Here is a 17,778-nt window from a genome sequence, read left to right on the forward strand (position 1 = left end):
CGGGCGCCCGGCGCCGAACGCACCGCGAAGAGTTCTCGGTCCTTGACGGTTCAGTCTTTGACGATCTGGGCCAGCAGGGTGACGACGCCGACTCCGACCCCGATCGGGATCGCGGCCTGCGGGGCCATCGCGGTCAGAGCGCCGGCGCCGATCGCCACGAGGACGATCAGGAGCGCCCGGGTGCTGAGCAGTGCCTCGCGAGGGGGAACGACTCCCCGTCCCCGGGCCGACTTCGTCGGTAGCAGGGGTCTCGGTTCGGCCTGGTCAGGTCGTGCTCGCATGTCGGTTCGACCTCCATCCCGGTATTTCGGAACAGGATCGGGGCGGCCCCCCATTCGAGACCCAGTCGAGACCGGAAGCCCGGCACCGCTAGGCCGCCTCGTCACCCAAGAATTCCCCCGGTGTCAACGCTTTCCGCACCCGGCGCGCGGTTCGGGGGCAATCATGATCGACCCATGGCCGACGCGTGCCCTCCCGCTTGCCGGACGCGGACCCGGCGGGCTCCACGGCGCCCGAAGTGCCGGATCGATACGCGATCATTGCCGGATGGCGGGGATGAGGCGGTCTGACGGGATACGGCGCGGAGGCCGGCGCGGCGCGCTGCGGTGGGCGGGCTGGACGGCCGCGTACGTGCTGGGGCTGGTCGCGCTCAGCCTCTCCGGCGCGTGGACGTGGTGGCAGCCCGAGCCGGAGGCGCGCGGCACCGAGGCGAACGCGCTGTGGGCCAGGCACCAGTGGGTGGGGGAGCCGCACACCGACGCCGAGTACCGGGCGCTCGCGGAGCTCCTCAAGCAGAACCGCATCACCGATGTGTTCTTCCACTCCGGGCCGTTCGAGGCGGACGGGACGGTCCCCGCGGCCAAGTACCGGTACGCGAAGCGGCTCAACGACGCCGTCCACAAGTACGCGCCGGGCGTGCGGACCCAGGCGTACCTGGGCCAGATCCGCACGGTGGACGGCAAGGGCGTCATCGAGCTGGACGACACCGCCGTGCGGGCGCGCGTCGCGAGCACCGCGGCGGCCCTCCTCGACGTCGGCTTCGACGGGATCCACTACGACTTCGAGCCGATCTACCCCGACGACCGGGCGTTCCTCGCGCTGCTGCAGAAGACCCACGAGCTCACCCGCTCCCGAGGCCGCCTGCTGTCGGTGGCGCTGGAGCAGCCGACGCTCGTGGACGCGGCGCAGCCCGTCTACAAGGCGCTGCTCCCTCGCACGGGCCCGTGGCACTATCCGCCGCGTCCCACCGACGCCTTCCTGCGGAAGGTCGCCCGGCGCGTCGACCAGGTGGCGATCATGACCTACGACGTGTCGCTGCCGACGCAGTCGCTCGCGGGCTGGCACTTCGCCCGGCACACCCGCCACACCCTCGAATTGATCGGCGATCAGGTCACGGTCTTCATGGGCGTGCCCACCTATCGGCCCCTGATGGACTGGGCTGAGAATCTCACCGTCGCCCTCCGTGGTGTACGGCGCGGAATCGGCGAGCTCAAACGCCCGCCGAAGCGTCCGTACGGCGTCGGCGTGTACGCGGACTGGACCACCTCGCCGGCCGAATGGGCCCGATATCGCGCGACATGGCTGCCCGCGACGACAGAAAAAGTTGGCCGCTGAGAAACCCCGCCGACTACGTACCGATTTCTCCGTATGCCCAGGTAAGAAGGGGTGTATAGCCGGACATGGGCGGGGTACGGATGGGTGCGGTGAAAGCGGGCCGTACCGGCGGCTGGCGAGGGAAGCGGAGGACGAGGCCGATGCGCATTCAGCAGACCGCGTGGCATGACGCCGACCGGCTCAGCGAGCTGTCAGCCGAGTTCGCCGGATGGCGGATCGGGCGGGGCGGGTCCGGCCACTGGTGGGCGGTCCGGGGCAACGATCTCGTGCGCACGCCGGACGTCGAGGAACTGCGCGGCCGGCTGCGCGAACTGACCGGAGGGTCACGTTATCCAACCGAGTCCGGGAAGTGGCCGGACTGACCCCGTAACGAGGCATTTGCGTGCCACGATGTCGGGTGTGGGAGCCGCCGCCACGCGTACCCCCGAGCGTGTGGCGGCGGCTTCTTCCATGCCCGCTTCGCGCCCGCTTCCACGCCCGCCCCGAGCCCGGCCCGCAGGGCCGCCGGCGCCCCCGTCCCCACCCGGCCGCCGAACCCCTCGACCTGCGGCTCCAACCCGGCGGCCGGAACGGTACCGTTCGATGCATGGCACCCAGCACATCGACCGACGCCCCGTTCGGGCGGATGCTGACCGCGATGGTCACGCCGTTCCTGCCGGACGGCGGAGTCGACTACGACGGCGCCGCGCGCCTCGCGACCCACCTGGTCGACGAGCGGCGCCACGACGGCCTGGTCGTCAACGGGACGACCGGCGAGTCGCCGACGACGAGCGACGACGAGAAGAGCACGCTTCTGCGCGCGGTCATCGAGGCGGTCGGCGACCGCGCCGTGATCGTCGCCGGTGCCGGAACCAACCACACCGAGCACACCCTGAAACTCGCGCGGCAGGCCGAGGCCGCCGGCGCGCACGGTCTGCTCGTGGTCACCCCGTACTACAACAAGCCGCCGCAGGAGGGCCTGATCCGCCACTTCACGGCGGTGGCCGACGCGACGGGCCTGCCGAACATGCTCTACGACATCCCGGGGCGCGCCGGGGTGCCGATCCAGAACGACACGCTGATCCAGCTCGCCGAGCACCCGCGGATCATCGCCGTCAAGGACGCCAAGGGCGACCTGTTCGGCGCGTCCCGGGTGATGGCGGAGACCGACCTGGTCTGGTACTCCGGCGACGACGTGCTGAACCTGCCCTGGCTGTCGGTCGGCGCCGCCGGGTTCGTCAGCGTGGTCGGCCATGTCGTGGGAACCGAACTCCATGAGATGATCGACGCATACCGCGCCGGTGAGCATGGGCGGGCGCTGGAGATCCACCGGCGGCTGCTGCCCGTGGTCACCGCGATCATGACCCGTACGCAGGGCGCCATCGCCGTCAAGGCAGCGCTGAACCTGCTGGGCCTCCCCGGGGGCGGCGCGCTGCGCGCCCCGCTGGTGGAGGCCACGCCTGAGTTCGCGGCGCGCCTGCGCGAAGACCTCACGATAGGGGGAGTCAAAGTGCCGGAGGTCGTCATTCCGGAGGTCGCCCGGTGAGTCATCCTCACCCGGAGCTCTCGGACCCGCCCGCGCCGCCCGAGGGCGGTCTGCGCATCGTCGCGCTCGGCGGGCTGGGGGAGATCGGCCGCAACATGACGGTCTACGAGTACGGCGGTCGCCTGCTCGTCGTCGACTGCGGCGTGCTCTTCCCCGAGACCGAGCAGCCCGGCATCGACCTGATACTGCCGGACTTCGAGTACATCAGGGACCGCCTCGACGACATCGAGGCCGTCGTCCTCACGCACGGGCACGAGGACCACATCGGCGCGGTCCCGTACCTGCTGCGCGAGCGCCGCGACATCCCGCTGGTCGGCTCGCGGCTCACGCTGGCCCTGCTGGAGGCCAAGCTCACCGAGCACCGCATCAAACCGGTCACCGACGTGGTGGCCGAGGGCGAGCGGCGCACGTTCGGGCCGTTCGAGTGCGAGTTCTTCGCCGTCAACCACTCGATCCCGGACGCCCTCGCGCTCGCCGTCCGCACGTCCGCCGGGCTCGTCCTGCACACCGGCGACTTCAAGATGGACCAGCTGCCGCTGGACGGCCGGCTCACCGACCTGCCCGGGTTCGCCCGGCTCGGCACCGAGGGCATCGACCTGCTGCTGTCGGACTCGACCAACGCCGAGGTCCCGGGCTTCGTCACGAGCGAGCGCAACATCGGCCCGGTCGTCGACGAGGTGTTCCGCACCGCGCAGGAGCGGCTCATCGTCGCCTGCTTCGCCTCCCACGTGCACCGCGTGCAGCAGGTGCTGGACGCGGCCGTCGCCAACGGCCGCAAGGTGTGCTTCGTCGGCCGCTCGATGGTCCGCAACATGGGCGTCGCCCGCGAGCTGGGCTACCTGAACGTCCCCGAGGACGTGATGGTCGACCAGAAGGAGCTGGACGACATCCCCGGCGACCGGCTGGTGCTGGTGTGCACCGGCTCGCAGGGCGAGCCGATGTCGGCGCTGTCGCGGATGGCCAACCGCGACCACTCGATCCGCATCACCGACCGCGACACCGTGATGCTGGCGTCCTCGCTGATCCCGGGCAACGAGAACGCGGTGAACCGCGTGATCAACGGCCTCACCCGGTGGGGCGCGCGGGTCGTGCACAAGGGCAACGCGCTGGTGCACGTGTCGGGGCACGCGTCGGCGGGCGAGCTGCTGTACGTGCTGAACGTGACGAAGCCGAGCAACTTCATGCCGATCCACGGCGAGTGGCGGCACCTGCGGGCGCACGCCAAGCTCGCCGCGCTCACCGGCGTGCCGGACGACAACATCGTCATCGCCGAGGACGGCGTCGTCGTCGACCTGGTGGACGGGCGCGCCCGGATCGTCGGCGCCGTCCCGGCCGGGTACGTGTACGTGGACGGCCTCTCGGTCGGCGAGGTCACCGAGACCTCGCTGAAGGACCGCCGGATCCTCGGTGAGGAGGGCTTCGTCTCCATCGTCGTCGGCATCGACTCGACCTCCGGCAAGCTGGTGGCCGGGCCCGAGGTGCACGCCCGCGGCGCCGGCATCGTCAACGAGGACTTCGACGAGATCATCGAGCGGATCGAGGGCGTGCTGGCCGGCGCGGCCGGCGACGCCGTGAACGACACGCACCAGATCAGCCAGCTGATCCGGCGCACGGTCGGCAAGTGGGTGAGCGACAACTACCGCCGCCGCCCCATGATCATCCCGGTGGTCGTCGAGGTGTAGCCGCCGCCCGGGACGGCCGTGCCGCGCACCGCGCGCGGCCGTCCCGGGCCGCGTCGTGCCCGCTCGTCCGGTATGGGCAACACGCCCGTTCGCCGTCCCGGGAACCCGGACGCTCCTTGGTTACTCTCATGAGCATGGCCACACGTGCGTCCGGGGGAGCGAAGACCACCTCCTCGCGTACCGGGGGCAGCGCGGCTCGCAAACCCGCAGGGCCGACCCCCCGGAAGCGAACGAACGGCAGCGCCAGGAGCGGCGGAGCGAAGGGCGGTGGAGCGAGGAGCGGGGCCAAGGGCGGCGCGGGCCGGGGATCCGGCCGGGGCCGCCCGCCGCAGAAGCCGGACCCGATCTCGCAGGCCGTCCTCGGCTTCTTCAAGCTGCTGTTCAAGCTGTACCTGCTCGCGGCGGTCGCCGTCGGCTCGATCTTCCGCGCCTACGGCGACGGCGCCCGCAACCTCGATCCCGAGCACCGGCGCGACGGGCTCGGGCTCGCGCTGCTCGGCTCGTCGATCGTGCTGGCGTCGGTGACCTGGTTCCGGCCGGACGGCGTCGTCACGATCGCGCTGGAGAAGGTCGTACGCGGCGGCATCGGCATCGTGGCCATGGCGCTGCCCGTGGTGCTGGCGCTGCTGGCGTGGCGGACGCTGCGCCATCCCGAGCAGAACGAGGAGACCGGGCGCGTCGTCATCGGCCTGACCGCGCTCACCGTCGGGGTGCTCGGCATCCTGCACATCGCGGCGGGCATCCCGTCGCCGGCCAAGGACATGGCCGGCGTGCGCGACGCGGGCGGCGTCGTCGGCTGGCTGGTGTCGGCGCCGCTGGACGCCGCGCTCAGCGGCTGGGTGGCGGTGCCGCTGCTGCTCCTGCTGTCGGGGTTCGGGCTGCTGGTCATCACCGCGACCCCGATCGCGAAGGTGCCCGAGCGGTTCGGCGACCTGTGGGCCGTCGCGACGCTGCAGGGCCGCCCGGAGCGCCCGTCCGACGCCTCGGACGAGGAGCCGGAGGCGCCGAAGAAGCGCCGCCGCAAGAAGAAGGCGGACGAGGCCGAGGACGAGCTGGAGGTCGGCGAGCACTCGCGGCCGTACGACACGCCGCTGCTGGAGGACGAGCCGAAGCGCCCGGACCGGCCGAGCCGCGACCTCGCGGACGAGCTGTTCGAGCCGGACCCGTTCGGCGGGGACGTCCCGCCGCCGGCGCCGCCGATCGACGACGTGCCGCCGCCGGCCGACCCGGTGCTGGAGGAGCCCGCGCCGCCCGAGGAGCCCGCGCACGGCGACGTCCCGGACCCGACCCCGGCGCCGCGCAGCTCCGAGCAGCTCCCGCTGTCGTCGTCCGGCGAGATCTACGTCCTGCCGGACCCGGCGGCGCTGCGGCCGGGCAGCGTGGCCAAGCCGCGCACGAAGGCCAACGACACGGTGGTCAACGCGCTCACCGGCGTGCTGGAGCAGTTCGACATCGACGCGCAGGTCACCGGGTTCACCCGGGGGCCGACGATCACCCGGTACGAGATCGAGCTCGGTCCCGCGGTGAAGGTGGAGAAGGTCACCGCGCTGACCAAGAACATCGCGTACGCGGTGAAGAGCGCGGACGTGCGGATCATCTCCCCGATCCCCGGCAAGTCGGCGATCGGGGTGGAGATCCCGAACACCGACAAGGACATCGTCAGCCTCGGCGACGTGCTGCGCTCCCCGGCGGCGACCAACGAGCACCACCCGATGGTGGTGGGGCTCGGCAAGGACGTCGAGGGCCGCACCGTGGTGGCGAACCTCGCGAAGATGCCGCACATCCTGATCGCGGGCGCGACGGGCGCGGGCAAGTCGACCTGCATCAACGGGCTGATCACGTCGGTGCTGATGCGGGCGACGCCGGACGAGGTGCGGATGATCCTGGTCGACCCGAAACGGGTCGAGCTGACCATGTACCAGGGCATTCCCCACCTGATCACCCCGATCATCACGAACCCCAAAAAGGCGGCGGAAGCCCTCGAATGGGTCGTAGGCGAAATGGACCGCCGGTACGACGACCTCGCCGCGTCCGGGTTCCGGCACATCGACGACTTCAACAAGGCGGTGAAGGCGGGCAAGCTCACCGCGCCGCCCGGCAGCGAGCGCGTCTACACCCCCTACCCCTACATGCTGGTGATCGTCGACGAGCTCGCCGACCTGATGATGGTCGCGCCGCGCGACGTCGAGGACTCGGTCGTCCGCATCACCCAGCTCGCCCGCGCCGCCGGCATCCACCTGGTGCTCGCGACGCAGCGCCCGTCCGTCGACGTCGTCACCGGCCTCATCAAGGCCAACGTGCCGTCCCGGCTGGCGTTCGCGACGTCCTCGCTGTCCGACAGCCGCGTCATCCTCGACCAGCCGGGCGCGGAGAAGCTCGTCGGGCAGGGCGACGCGCTGTTCCTGCCGATGGGCGCGAGCAAGCCCATGCGGATCCAGAACGCCTACGTGTCGGAGAAGGAGATCCACTCGGTCGTCGACCACTGCAAGGCGCAGATGGAGGCGAACTACCGGGAGGACGTCGCCGAGTCGTCCGCGCCGAAGAAGGAGATCGACGAGGAGATCGGCGACGACATGGACCTGCTCGTCCAGGCGATCGAGCTGGTGGTGTCGACGCAGTTCGGGTCCACCTCGATGCTGCAGCGCAAGCTGCGCGTCGGCTTCGCCAAGGCGGGCCGGCTGATGGACCTGATGGAGAGCCGCGACATCGTCGGGCCGAGCGAGGGCTCCAAGGCGCGCGACGTCCTCGCCAAGCCCGACGACCTGCCGGGAGTGCTCGCGGAACTGCGCGGCGGAGGCTGACCGGGCGTTCCCCCGCGGCCGTACTTACCGTGGGGGAACAACGGAATGTCGGCGCGGTTACCGTCATATGGCCACCGGATACCGGGAACGGCATGGCGGAATGATGCGAAATCTTGCCCTGTTTCGAACGTGTTGACGCTCGCCGAGCGGGCATTTCCGTTTCTAGACTGGTGTCGCATCAGCGTGGAACCAGCCGTGAACGCGCTCGAAGGAGGCCCCGCGTGAGCATCGGTGAGACCTTGGCCCAGGAGCGTCGGCAGGCGGGTCTCTCGGTGACGCAGGTCAGTCTCCAGACGCGGATCCGCGAGACGGTGATCCGCGGCATGGAGTCCGACGACTTCTCCGCCTGCGGCGGCAACTTCTACGCGCGCGGGCACATCCGCAGCGTCGCGCGGGTCATCGGCATCGACCCGGAACCGCTGGTCAGCGAGTTCGACGCCGCGCACGGCGGCGCGCCGCAGCCGGTGTCGGCGACGGCGGCGTTCGAGCCGGAGCGCCCGATCCCGTTCCGCGAGCGCCGCTCGGCGAACTGGAGCGCGGCGATGGCGCTCGCCCTCGCCGTCGTGGTGATCGCCGGGGTCGTCCAGGCGGTCCGGCACGACGGCGGGCACGAGCGGCACACCGCGCGGCAGGTCGCCGGGACGCCCTCGGCGGGCCCCGCGAAGCCGACCCCCTCCGCGCCGCCCAAGTCCACCGACCCGGTGGCGGCGGCGCCGCGCACCACGGTCGAGGTCGAGGCCGTCGCCAAGCGCACGGTCTGGATCAACGTCCGCGGCGACAAGGGCAAGGCGCTGTACTCCGGCGTGCTGCGCAGCGGCGACCAGAAGAAGTGGACCGCCAAGAAGAAGATCAGCGTGGTGATCGGCATCGGCGGCGGCGTCCGGCTCACCGTGAACGGCAAGGACATCGGCACGCCCGGGAAGGGCAAGGGCGTCCAGCGGCTCAGCTTCGACCGCAACGACCCCTCCGCCGCCTGAGGCCCCGGCCCGCCGGGCCCGCCGGCATCTGACCCCTCGGTCACCCGGGCGGGGCGGCGGTCCACGGCGCTGCCCGGGCCCATTACCTTAGGGGCATGTCGACTCGCCGCAAGGTCTCGCTCATCACCCTCGGCTGCGCCCGCAACGAGGTGGACTCCGAGGAGCTCGCCGCGCGCATCGAGGACGCCGGGTGGGACCTCGCGGACGGCGCGGACGGCGCCGACGTCGTGGTCGTCAACACCTGCGGCTTCATCGAGGCGGCCAAGAAGGACTCCATCGACACGCTGCTCGCCGCGCACGACTCCGGCGCCAAGGTCGTCGCGGCGGGCTGCATGGCCGAGCGGTACGGCCGGGAACTGGCGGAGGCGCTGCCGGAGGCCGACGCGGTGATCGGCTTCGACGACTACCTGTCGATCGGGGACCGGCTCGACGACGTGATGGAGGGCCGGGCGCGCGAGGCGCACGCCCCGCGCGACCGCCGCACGCTGCTGCCGATCAGCCCGGTCGAGCGGTCCGCGTCCGCGGAGGGCGTCGCGATCCCCGGGCACGGCCCCGCCGGCGAGGCGGGCGACCTGCCGGACGGGGTGGCGCCCGCGTCCGGCCCGCGGGTGCTGCGGCGGCGCCTCGGCGGCGGCCCGGTGGCGCCGCTCAAGCTCGCGTCCGGCTGCGACCGGCGCTGCACGTTCTGCGCGATCCCGGCGTTCCGCGGCGCGTACGTGTCGCGGCCGCCGGCGGAGGTGCTGGAGGAGGCCCGCTGGCTCGCCGGCCACGGCGTCCGGGAACTGGTCCTCGTCAGCGAGAACTCCACGTCCTACGGCAAGGACCTCGGTGATCTGCGCGCGCTGGAGAAGCTGCTGCCCGGCCTGGCGGCGGTGGACGGCATCGAGCGCGTCCGGGTCAGCTACCTGCAGCCGGCGGAGACCCGGCCGGGGCTGATCGAGGCGATCTGCGGCACGCCCGGCGTCGCGCCCTACTTCGACCTGTCCTTCCAGCACGCCAGCGGACCGGTGCTGCGCTCGATGCGCCGGTTCGGCGACCGCGTCCGGTTCCTGGAGCTGCTCGACCAGATCCGCGCGCAGGCCCCGGAGGCGGGCGTGCGGTCGAACTTCATCGTCGGGTTCCCCGGCGAGACCGAGGACGACTTCGAGGAGCTGGCGGAGTTCCTGTCCGCCGCGCGGCTGGACGCCGTCGGAGTGTTCGGCTACTCCGACGAGGACGGCACCGAGGCCGCGAAGCTCGACGGCAAGGTCGACCCGGACGAGATCGCCCGCCGCGTCGAGGAGCTGACGGAGCTGGCCGAGGAGCTGACCGCGCAGCGCGCCGAGGACCGCGTCGGCTCGGAGATCCACGTGCTGCTGGAGGACAAGGTGGACGACGGGTTCGAGGGCCGCGCCGCGCACCAGGCGCCCGAGGTGGACGGGACGGTGCTGGTCCGCGGCGAGGGCCTGGCCCTCGGCGAGATCGTCGCCGCCCGGGTCACCGGCAGCGAGGGCGTGGACCTCGTCGCGGACGTGTCGTGATCGCGGGCACGCCGGAGCCGGTCGCCGGGTCGCCGGACCCGCCCCCGGCGAGCGTCTACAACATCGCCAACGCGCTGACGCTGCTGCGGATCGTGCTGGTCCCGCTGTTCGTGTGGCTGCTGTTCATGGACGGCACCGGCTGGCGGATCGGCGCGTTCGCGGTGTTCGCGGCCGCCTCCGTCACCGACAAGATCGACGGCGACCTGGCCCGGGCCCGCGGCCTGGTCACCGACTTCGGCAAGATCGCCGACCCGATCGCCGACAAGGCGCTGACCGGGGCGGCGCTGGTCTGCCTGTCGGCGCTGGGCGAGCTGTGGTGGTGGGTGACCGCCGTCATCATGGTCCGCGAGATCGGCATCACGGTGATGCGGTTCGTCGTCATCCGGTACGGGGTGATCCCGGCCAGCAAGGGCGGCAAGCTGAAGACGATGCTGCAGGTCTTCGCGATCGGCTTCTACATCCTGCCCGGCCCGCTGGACTACCTGCGCTGGGTCACGATGGCCGCCGCGCTGATCGTCACCGTGGTCACCGGCGTCGACTACGTCGTCCAGGCGTGGCGCCTGCGGCGCGCTCCCCGCAGCTGACCCTCTCTGGCGTCAGGACGCGGTGAGCTCGTCGCCGACGCGGAGCGTGCCGAGTGCGCGCGGGACGCCGAGGCGTCCGAACACGATCTCGCGGTAGCCGTCGAAGCGCCCGGTGCGGTACGCGGCGAGCGCGCGCAGCGGCGCGGGTGAGCGCTCGCCCGTCTCCTGGTCGGTGTTGATGATGACGCAGCGCCCGCACGCCGCGAGGAGCTCGATCTCGGCGGCGCCGCGCAGCCGGGTCACCCCGTCCTCGCCGTAGGGGCCGAGGCCGCTCAGGACGATGTTGGGACGGAACCGGTTCATCGGGAGCGGCCCGGACATCCGGCGGTTCAGGTCGTCGAGCGACTCCTGCGAGAGCACAGAGACCGGATAGCCGTCGGCGTACGCCAGCGTCCCGCCGCCGCGCTTCGCCGGGCGCGTCCCGGTGAAGCGGACGAGGCGGCAGGAGAGCCCGAGCGCGTCGGAGAACCAGCCGGCGGCGTCATCCCCTTGGTCGATCCCCTGGCAGGGCCTCCGGTGCACCGTGACGTCGCGGGGCGGGCCGTCGGCCGCCTCGCAGATCAGCGGCGCGTCCGCGAGCGGCGAGGAGACGGTGAGCTTCGCCCCGTCGTAGGCCGGCTGGACCAGCGCCAGGCCGGGCACCTCCCGCTGCGACAGGTGGCGCCCGTCCGGGCGGACGAGCATGAACGCCCGGTCGTGCCGCAGCCCGTCCGGCGTCATGTCCGCCTCGGCGAGCGGGACGCCGGCCGCGCTCTTGACGGGGTACACGTTCAGTGCGGCGATGACGGCGATCATGAGGCGACGGTAGAGGGGCGCCCGCGCGGGTGGCCAGGAGAACCGGTGATACTTGACACCGATTGGTCAGTTTGGAGGCCGCACACCGATGAGCGGGCAGGACTTCACCTATCCCGAGGTCGGCGCGACATGGGACGCCGAGCGCCCGGCGGGCTACCGGCACCTGCGGGTGCGGACGCTCGTCGGCACGGGTCCGGCGGCGATGCGCAACGCCTCGGACGCGCTGATGGAGTTCTGGATGCACCGGGCGCTCCCCGTGCGCGTGCGGGCGTCGGCCCCGCGGGCCGAACCGGGCGTGAGCGTGGAGATGGGCCTCGGGCTCGGGCCGTTCCGGCTGAACGCGCCCTGCCGGGTCGTGTGGACGCGCGAGGAGGACCGCCGCGCCGGATGGGCCTACGGGACGCTGCCGGGCCATCCGCAGTCGGGGGAGGAGGCGTTCGTCGTGCATCGGGACGACGAGGACGAGGTGTGGCTGACCGTCACCTCGTTCAGCCGCCCGGCGACGGCGCCGGCGCGGCTGGCGGGCCCGCTCGGCCCTCTGGCCCAGCGGGTGTACGCGCGCCGCTGCGGGGCCGTCCTGCGGCGCATGGCACGCCCCTGACCGACCGCGCCCCTGACCGACCCCGGTGGCCCGGTGACCGGGACGGCCGGGGACCCTGAGCGGAGACGAGCACGGCCGCCATGACGGGCTACGGGAGCACGCCCACCCCGGTCGTGCCCCGCAGCCCCGTTCATGGCGGCCGCACTGGCAATTATCCCCGTGAATGGGGAGTGGTCGCGACATGGCAAATGAGTTCTGACTCACAAAATGACGGCGCGGTTGGCCGATGGTGGACCGCCCGCCGCAATGGCGCAGGTCGGAGCGGTGCGACGATGCGCGCCCTGGTCGCGTTCCCACTCACGCGCAGTGTGCGGGGCCCGGCGGGTGTGTGACACAATGCACGGCTCGCGTTTTTCTCTGGCCAACGAAATGCGATATGTGGGGACCGATCGGGCGAGCAGCTGTTAGTCGGTCAAAGGGGTCTTCGTCCTGATTCGGCCGCCGATGGCGGTCAACCCGGCGGCCCGCGCCGCCGTCGCCCGCGACCGCCCCCCCGGCCGCGGCGCGGACCGTCGTCCCCCGCCGGTACATTCGGGTGACCGGCGACGGGGAGGCGGAGGCATGCGGGTCGAACTGCTCACCGTCGGGGACGAGCTGCTCCTCGGCGACACCATCAACGGGAACGCGGCCTGGCTCGGCCGGCGCCTCGCCGAGCACGGCGTCGACGTGACCCGCAGCGTGGTCGTCGGCGACGAGACGGACGTCATCGTCGCGGCGGTGCGGTCCGCGCTGTCCCGCGCCGACGCGGTGATCACCACCGGCGGCCTCGGCCCCACCTACGACGACCTGACCCGGGACGCGCTCGCCAAGGCGGCGGGTGTCGCGCTCGTCCGCGACCCCGCGCTGGAGCGGCGGCTGCACGAGCGGGCCGAGGCGGCGGGCCGGACGCTCCAGCCGATGGCGTTCCGCATGGCCGAGGTGCCCGAGAACGCCGTGCTGCTGCACAACTCCGCCGGCACCGCCCCCGGCCTCCGCGTCGAGCTGGACGGCGGGATCGTCTACGCGCTGCCCGGCGTCCCGTTCGAGATGCGCACGATCATGGACGAGGTGGTGCTGCCGGAGCTGGCCGGGATCGCCGGGCTGCCCGCGGTCGCCCGCCGGACGCTGCGCACCGCCGGGATCTGGGAGTCGGTCGTCGCGACGCGGCTCGCCGAGGTCGAGGCGATGGACGGGGTGAAGCTCGCCTACCTGCCCGATCCGGCCGAGGTCAAGATCCGGATCACGGTGGCCGGCGCGGACGCCGAGGGCCGGCTCGCGGCGGTCGAGGAGCGCGTCCGCGAGCTGCTCGGCCCGGTCGTCTACGGCGTGGAGGCGGACACGCTGGACCGCGTCGTCCACCGGCTGCTCGCCGAGCGCTCGGCGACCGTCGCGGTCGCCGAGTCCTTGACCGGCGGCCTCATCGGCGGGGAGCTGACCGCGATGCCCGGTTCGTCGGCGACGTACGCGGGCGGGGTGGTGGCGTACGCGACGGAGCTGAAGCACCGCCTGCTCGGCGTCCCCGACGTCCTGCTGGCCGAGCACGGGGCCGTCCACCCGGACGTGGCCGCCGCGATGGCCGAGGGCGTCCGGGACCGGCTCGGCGCCACGTACGGGCTCGCGGTGACGGGCGTCGCGGGCCCCGAGCCGCAGGACGGCCGCCCGGTGGGAACGGTCTATATCGGCGTGACCGGACCCGGGAATACGCGCACCGTGGTCAGGCCGAAACTCCCCGTGCCCGGCACCGGGCCGGAGATCCGCCCGGTGATCCGCCGGATGACCGTCGTGCACGCGCTTGAGCTGCTCAGACGCGTCCTGCTGGGACTTGACGCCGAGGTCGAGACCGGGGACGCTCGGGAAGATCGGGAAGTTAGGGGCTGATTACAGCGTTACGTTCCGAGCGAACACGAAATCAACGGTCTGCCATGGCCACCGTCAAGCCGGGTACGGTGGAACCGGCAGATGGTCCGAACTGAGGGAGGGAGCGAGACGATGGTCCTGCTTCGCCAGCTGCTCGGTGACGTACTGCGGCAGCTGCGGCTGCGCCAGGGACGCACCCTCCGTGAGGTGTCCGCGGCCGCGCGGGTTTCCCTCGGCTACCTGTCCGAGGTCGAACGCGGGCAGAAGGAGGCCTCCTCCGAACTGCTCTCGTCGATCTGCAAGGCGCTGGGCGTTCCGCTGTCGCACGTGCTCAGGGAGGTGGCCGACTCGCTGGCCCTCGCCGAGCTGCAGCACGAGCCGGTCATGGCGGGCGCGCCCGAGCACGAGCGGATCCCCGCCGAGCGCATTCCGGAGACCCCCGAGGAGATCACCGGCGAGTTCCGCGGCGACATGGTCGCCGCCTAAGTCGCCGGACCGGACCGCGGTGCGAGCCGCGGCCCCGGGTTCATGCCCGACCAGGGGCCGCGGGTGTGCGCGGTCTCACGCATGGGCTCGGCATATGGGGGCAGCCTTCCCCGTTGTAGCGGACACACCGTAACGACGCGGAAGGAGCCCGAACAATGGCGGCCGTCAAGAGCCCGCTCTCGGACGAGGCACTGAAGGTCACCGGGCAGGCCCTGCAGGGCGCCCTGGTGGACCTCATCGATCTTTCGCTCGTGGCGAAGCAGGCGCACTGGAACCTGACCGGGCGCAACTTCAAGGTGGTGCACGAGCACCTGGACGAGGTCGTCGACCTCGCCCGCGCCGGCCAGGACGACGTCGCCGAGCGCGCCGTCGCGATCGGCGTGAACCCCGACGGCCGTGCCCGCACGGTCGCCGACCGCACCGAGATCCCGCAGCTGGAGGCCGGTTACCTGGCCGACGACAAGGTCGTCGCGGCGGTGACCGACGTGCTGGCGCAGATCATCGCCCGGTTCCGCGAGCGGATCGCGGCCACCGACGAGCCGGATCCCGTCACGCAGGACCTGCTCATCGGCATCGCGGCCCAGCTGGAGAAGCAGCACTGGATGTTCCAGGCGCAGACCTGATCGCCATAGAACGCGGATCCCCCGCGCCGCCGCGATCCTCGGCGCGGACCCGGATCCGGACGGAAAAGGCCCGGCCCCTCTCCTGGGGCCGGGTCTTTCCGCGTCCCGAAGGGCAACGCGCTCGCCGGGCCACGAGCACACCGCACCGCCACCGGGCGGGCGTCGCAGGACGGTCAGGTGCGCCCGGAACGGTCAGATGCGGAGGTGCGCCAGGACGGTGTCGGCGAACTCGATGGCGAGCGGACTCAGCGCGTCCCAGCGCCGGGCCGCCCATCCCGCCGTGAGCGGCGGCAGGTCCGGGATCGGGATCAGCCGCACCTCGCCCCGGCCGCCGTCCCAGCCGGGCAGCGCCGGCACGATCGCGTGGCCGAGGCCGAGTTCGGCGAGCAGCAGCGCGGTGTCCCAGTCGGCGACGCTGGTCGTGGACGTCAGCCGGACCCCGTGCCGTTCGAGGTGCGTTTCCAGATGGACGCGGGACGTCGAGTGCGCGGGCAGTTCGATGTGCCGGATGCCGGCCAGGTCGTCGAGGCCGATGGAGCCGCGGCGGGCCAGCGGGTCGTCGACGTGCACGGCGAGCGTCCACGGCAGCTCGCAGGACGCCCGCTGCTCGACGCCCTCCAGCGGCGGGCCGATCGTCACCCACGCGAGGTCGGCGGTGTGCGCCCGCACCGCCTCCAGGCAGCGGCGGCTGGACCCGGCGGTCTCGAACTGCAGCGCCGCCTCCGGATGGCGGGCCCGGAACGCCGCCACCCCGGCGGCCATGAAGTGCCGGACGGTGGTGGCGCCCGTCGCGATCCGGACCGTCCCGCCGACGCCGCGGCGCAGGTCGTCCAGGTGCCGCAGCGCCGCGTCGATCCCGGCGATGCCCTCGGTGGCGGCCTGGTGCAGGATCCGGCCGGCGCGGGTGGGCAGCACCCCGCGCGGGCGCCGCTCCAGCAGCACCAGCCCGGTCTCCCGTTCGAGCCGCTTGACGTGCTGGCTCACCGCGGACTGGCTGCACGACAGGTCGCGCGCGACGGCGCTCAGGTTGCCGGCCGCGCAGACGGCGACGAAGACACGGAGGTCGTCGAGGGTCACCCGACCCAAGGTAGACCTGGGAGATCGATAAGAAAACCCGAGAATTGACTTGGAACGATCGCAATCGGAGGATGCTTCTGCGGGCGCAGGATCCGGCGACCCGCTTCCGGCGGCGACCCGTCCGCGACCTCGAGGCGCGGGACGGGCGCCGACCGCATCCGGACCGGCCTGCCGGGAGAGGGCCGGGGCGGCTCGGCCGGAGGTCTCCGGCGGCGCCGGCCGCAGCGAGTCGGGACGGCTCGTCCTAGCGGGCCGGCTGGCAGCGGGGGCACCAGAACGCGGTCCGGTCCCCGACGTCGGAGTGCTGGGGAGCGCGCTCCACGCGGGTGCCGCAGCGGCGGCAGGGGCGCCCGGCGCGCCCGTACACCCAGTGCTCCCGGCCGCGCCCCAGATCTCCCGTGGTGACGTGGCCGTGCCGCGCCTTGTTGGCGTCCAGGAGCCTGTGAGCGAGCTCCACGAGGGCGGGCAGGCCGGGGACGTCCGACACGGGCGTCCAGGGGTGTACGCCCCGCAGGAACAGGACCTCGGCCTTGTAGACGTTGCCGATTCCCGCGAGGCGGGTCTGGTCCAGCAGCGCCTCGCCGATCGCGCGGGACGGCTGCTCCTCCAGCCGCGCGACGGCCCGCGCGGCGAGGCCGCCGTCCCAGCCCGGGTCGAGGAGGTCGGGGCCGAGGTGGCCGACAGCCGCGTCCTCCTCGGCGGTGCGCAGCAGCTCGACCAGGCCGAGCGACTGGCCGACCGCCTGCCGCTCGGCGTTCGCCAGCACGACGCGGACCCGGTGGTCGCGCGGCATCGGACCGGCGGGCCGGATCTGCCAGCGGCCCTCCATGAGCAGGTGGCTGTGGATCGTCAGGCCGCCCTCGACGCGGATGAGCAGGTGCTTGCCCCGCGACACGACCTCCAGGACCGTCCGGCCGCGCAGGTCGGCGGTGGCGAGGCGCGGCACACGGAACTGGGCGCGGGTCAGCGGCCGCCCGGCGAGCGCCTCGTGCAGGCGCCGGGCGGTCAGCCAGACGACGTCGCCTTCCGGCACGGCGCAGACCCCGCCCCTAGATCAGGGAGGGGCTCTCCCAGGCGGACGGGTCCTCGGTGAGCTTGCGGACGCCCTCGGGCAGCTCGCCCGCGGCGATGTGGGCGAGGGTCACCCGCTCGAGGATGGCCCGCTCGCTGGCGCGCAGGGCGATCCACACCTCCTGGAGCGACCGGGCGGGGCCCTCGTAGCCGACGTGCTCGGGGCGCTCGCCCCGGACGCCGAGCAGCGGGCCGTCGATGGCGCGGATGATGTCGGCGAGGGCGATCTGCTCGGCCGGACGCGCCAGCCAGTAGCCCCCCTCGGGGCCGCGCTGGCTGCGGACGAGCCCGGAGCGGCGCAGCTGGCCGAGGATGTTCTCGAGGAATTTGGGCGGAATCTGCTGGGCCTCCGCGAGCTGGACCGCGGTCACCGGGTGACTCCCGGCCACCGCCAGCTCCGCGGCGGCACGCAACGCGTAGTCGACCCTGGCGGACAATCGCATGTAGGTATTATCCCTTGCCGATCGGACTGGTCTGGCTTACCCGCCGATCCGGGGCCCTGAACAGGGCGGCGCGCCCGCCGGCGCGGGGCCTCGGACGGGTGTGGCGCGCCCGCCGGTACCGGGCCTTGTCGACCGGCGGGCAC

17 protein-coding genes are annotated in these 17,778 nt (G+C 72.7%); 12 read left to right on the forward strand and 5 right to left on the reverse strand.

Annotation, left to right across the window (positions count from 1 at the left end; genetic code table 11):
• Nucleotides 1–50 precede the first annotated feature (50 nt).
• Entirely contained in the window at nt 51–281 is a 231-nt protein-coding gene (locus ABZ914_RS27315; RefSeq protein WP_190856255.1) for a hypothetical protein, read from the reverse strand.
• A 274-nt stretch (nt 282–555) separates the two neighbouring features.
• On the opposite strand from ABZ914_RS27315, the gene ABZ914_RS27320 reads away from it, so the two are divergent.
• The 8 genes from ABZ914_RS27320 (at nt 556) to ABZ914_RS27355 (ending at nt 10,703) form a co-directional block, all read left to right on the forward strand.
• A complete protein-coding gene (locus tag ABZ914_RS27320; RefSeq protein WP_500196714.1) occupies nt 556–1,614 on the forward strand; it encodes a hypothetical protein in 1,059 nt (352 codons plus the stop codon).
• A gap of 140 nt (nt 1,615–1,754) precedes the next feature.
• Nucleotides 1,755–1,976: a hypothetical protein gene (locus ABZ914_RS27325; RefSeq protein ID WP_500196715.1), complete on the forward strand. Its 222-nt coding sequence runs from the start codon at nt 1,755–1,757 to the stop codon at nt 1,974–1,976.
• 224 nt (nt 1,977–2,200) lie between these two features.
• Complete coding sequence (dapA, locus tag ABZ914_RS27330) at nt 2,201–3,139, forward strand: 4-hydroxy-tetrahydrodipicolinate synthase (RefSeq protein ID WP_190856253.1); 939 nt, start codon at nt 2,201–2,203, stop codon at nt 3,137–3,139.
• Nucleotides 3,136–4,821, forward strand: a complete 1,686-nt coding sequence (locus ABZ914_RS27335) for a ribonuclease J (protein WP_190856252.1) — start codon at nt 3,136–3,138, stop codon at nt 4,819–4,821. The genes dapA and ABZ914_RS27335 overlap by 4 nt, the downstream gene beginning before the upstream one ends.
• A gap of 134 nt (nt 4,822–4,955) precedes the next feature.
• Nucleotides 4,956–7,622 (forward strand): FtsK/SpoIIIE family DNA translocase, encoded by a 2,667-nt coding sequence (locus tag ABZ914_RS27340; protein ID WP_500196716.1) that lies wholly within the window; start codon nt 4,956–4,958, stop codon nt 7,620–7,622.
• A gap of 221 nt (nt 7,623–7,843) precedes the next feature.
• Nucleotides 7,844–8,599, forward strand: coding sequence for a RodZ domain-containing protein (locus ABZ914_RS27345; protein WP_190856250.1), 756 nt, complete (start codon nt 7,844–7,846; stop codon nt 8,597–8,599).
• Nucleotides 8,600–8,694: 95 nt separating this feature from the next.
• Nucleotides 8,695–10,119, forward strand: a complete 1,425-nt coding sequence (rimO, locus tag ABZ914_RS27350) for a 30S ribosomal protein S12 methylthiotransferase RimO (RefSeq protein WP_190856249.1) — start codon at nt 8,695–8,697, stop codon at nt 10,117–10,119.
• Nucleotides 10,116–10,703: a CDP-alcohol phosphatidyltransferase family protein gene (locus tag ABZ914_RS27355; protein ID WP_190856248.1), complete on the forward strand. Its 588-nt coding sequence runs from the start codon at nt 10,116–10,118 to the stop codon at nt 10,701–10,703. Before rimO ends, ABZ914_RS27355 begins: the two co-directional genes overlap by 4 nt.
• Nucleotides 10,704–10,715: 12 nt before the next feature.
• Here the strand turns inward: ABZ914_RS27355 and ABZ914_RS27360 are convergent, their stop codons facing one another.
• Nucleotides 10,716–11,498: an MOSC domain-containing protein gene (locus tag ABZ914_RS27360; protein ID WP_500196717.1), complete on the reverse strand. Its 783-nt coding sequence runs from the start codon at nt 11,496–11,498 to the stop codon at nt 10,716–10,718.
• A gap of 88 nt (nt 11,499–11,586) precedes the next feature.
• Here ABZ914_RS27360 and ABZ914_RS27365 point away from each other — a divergent pair, with 88 nt between their 5' ends.
• The 4 genes from ABZ914_RS27365 to ABZ914_RS27380 all read left to right on the forward strand — a co-directional run bounded on the left by ABZ914_RS27365 (nt 11,587) and on the right by ABZ914_RS27380 (nt 15,044).
• Nucleotides 11,587–12,099 (forward strand): DUF1990 domain-containing protein, encoded by a 513-nt coding sequence (locus tag ABZ914_RS27365; RefSeq protein WP_500196718.1) that lies wholly within the window; start codon nt 11,587–11,589, stop codon nt 12,097–12,099.
• Nucleotides 12,100–12,660: 561 nt separating this feature from the next.
• On the forward strand, nt 12,661–13,956 hold the full coding sequence (locus ABZ914_RS27370) for a CinA family nicotinamide mononucleotide deamidase-related protein (RefSeq protein WP_500196719.1): 1,296 nt from the start codon (nt 12,661–12,663) through the stop codon (nt 13,954–13,956).
• Nucleotides 13,957–14,067: 111 nt separating this feature from the next.
• Nucleotides 14,068–14,421, forward strand: a complete 354-nt coding sequence (locus ABZ914_RS27375; protein ID WP_151538353.1) for a helix-turn-helix domain-containing protein — start codon at nt 14,068–14,070, stop codon at nt 14,419–14,421.
• 155 nt (nt 14,422–14,576) lie between these two features.
• Nucleotides 14,577–15,044: a Dps family protein gene (locus tag ABZ914_RS27380; RefSeq protein ID WP_190856244.1), complete on the forward strand. Its 468-nt coding sequence runs from the start codon at nt 14,577–14,579 to the stop codon at nt 15,042–15,044.
• A 192-nt stretch (nt 15,045–15,236) separates the two neighbouring features.
• Here ABZ914_RS27380 and ABZ914_RS27385 read toward each other — a convergent pair whose 3' ends face one another.
• From ABZ914_RS27385 to ABZ914_RS27395, 3 genes are all read right to left on the reverse strand, one after another.
• The gene (locus ABZ914_RS27385) at nt 15,237–16,121 is read right to left on the reverse strand and encodes a LysR family transcriptional regulator (protein ID WP_500196720.1); all 885 of its coding nucleotides are present in this window, start codon (nt 16,119–16,121) and stop codon (nt 15,237–15,239) included.
• Nucleotides 16,122–16,365: 244 nt separating this feature from the next.
• A complete protein-coding gene (locus ABZ914_RS27390; RefSeq protein ID WP_500196721.1) occupies nt 16,366–17,154 on the reverse strand; it encodes a DNA-formamidopyrimidine glycosylase family protein in 789 nt (262 codons plus the stop codon).
• Between the two features lie 16 nt (nt 17,155–17,170).
• A complete protein-coding gene (locus ABZ914_RS27395; protein ID WP_173099665.1) occupies nt 17,171–17,635 on the reverse strand; it encodes an RrF2 family transcriptional regulator in 465 nt (154 codons plus the stop codon).
• Nucleotides 17,636–17,778 lie beyond the last annotated feature (143 nt).

The organism is Spirillospora sp. NPDC046719, assembly GCF_040645715.1.
Classification (GTDB): Bacteria; Actinomycetota; Actinomycetes; order Streptosporangiales; family Streptosporangiaceae; genus Spirillospora.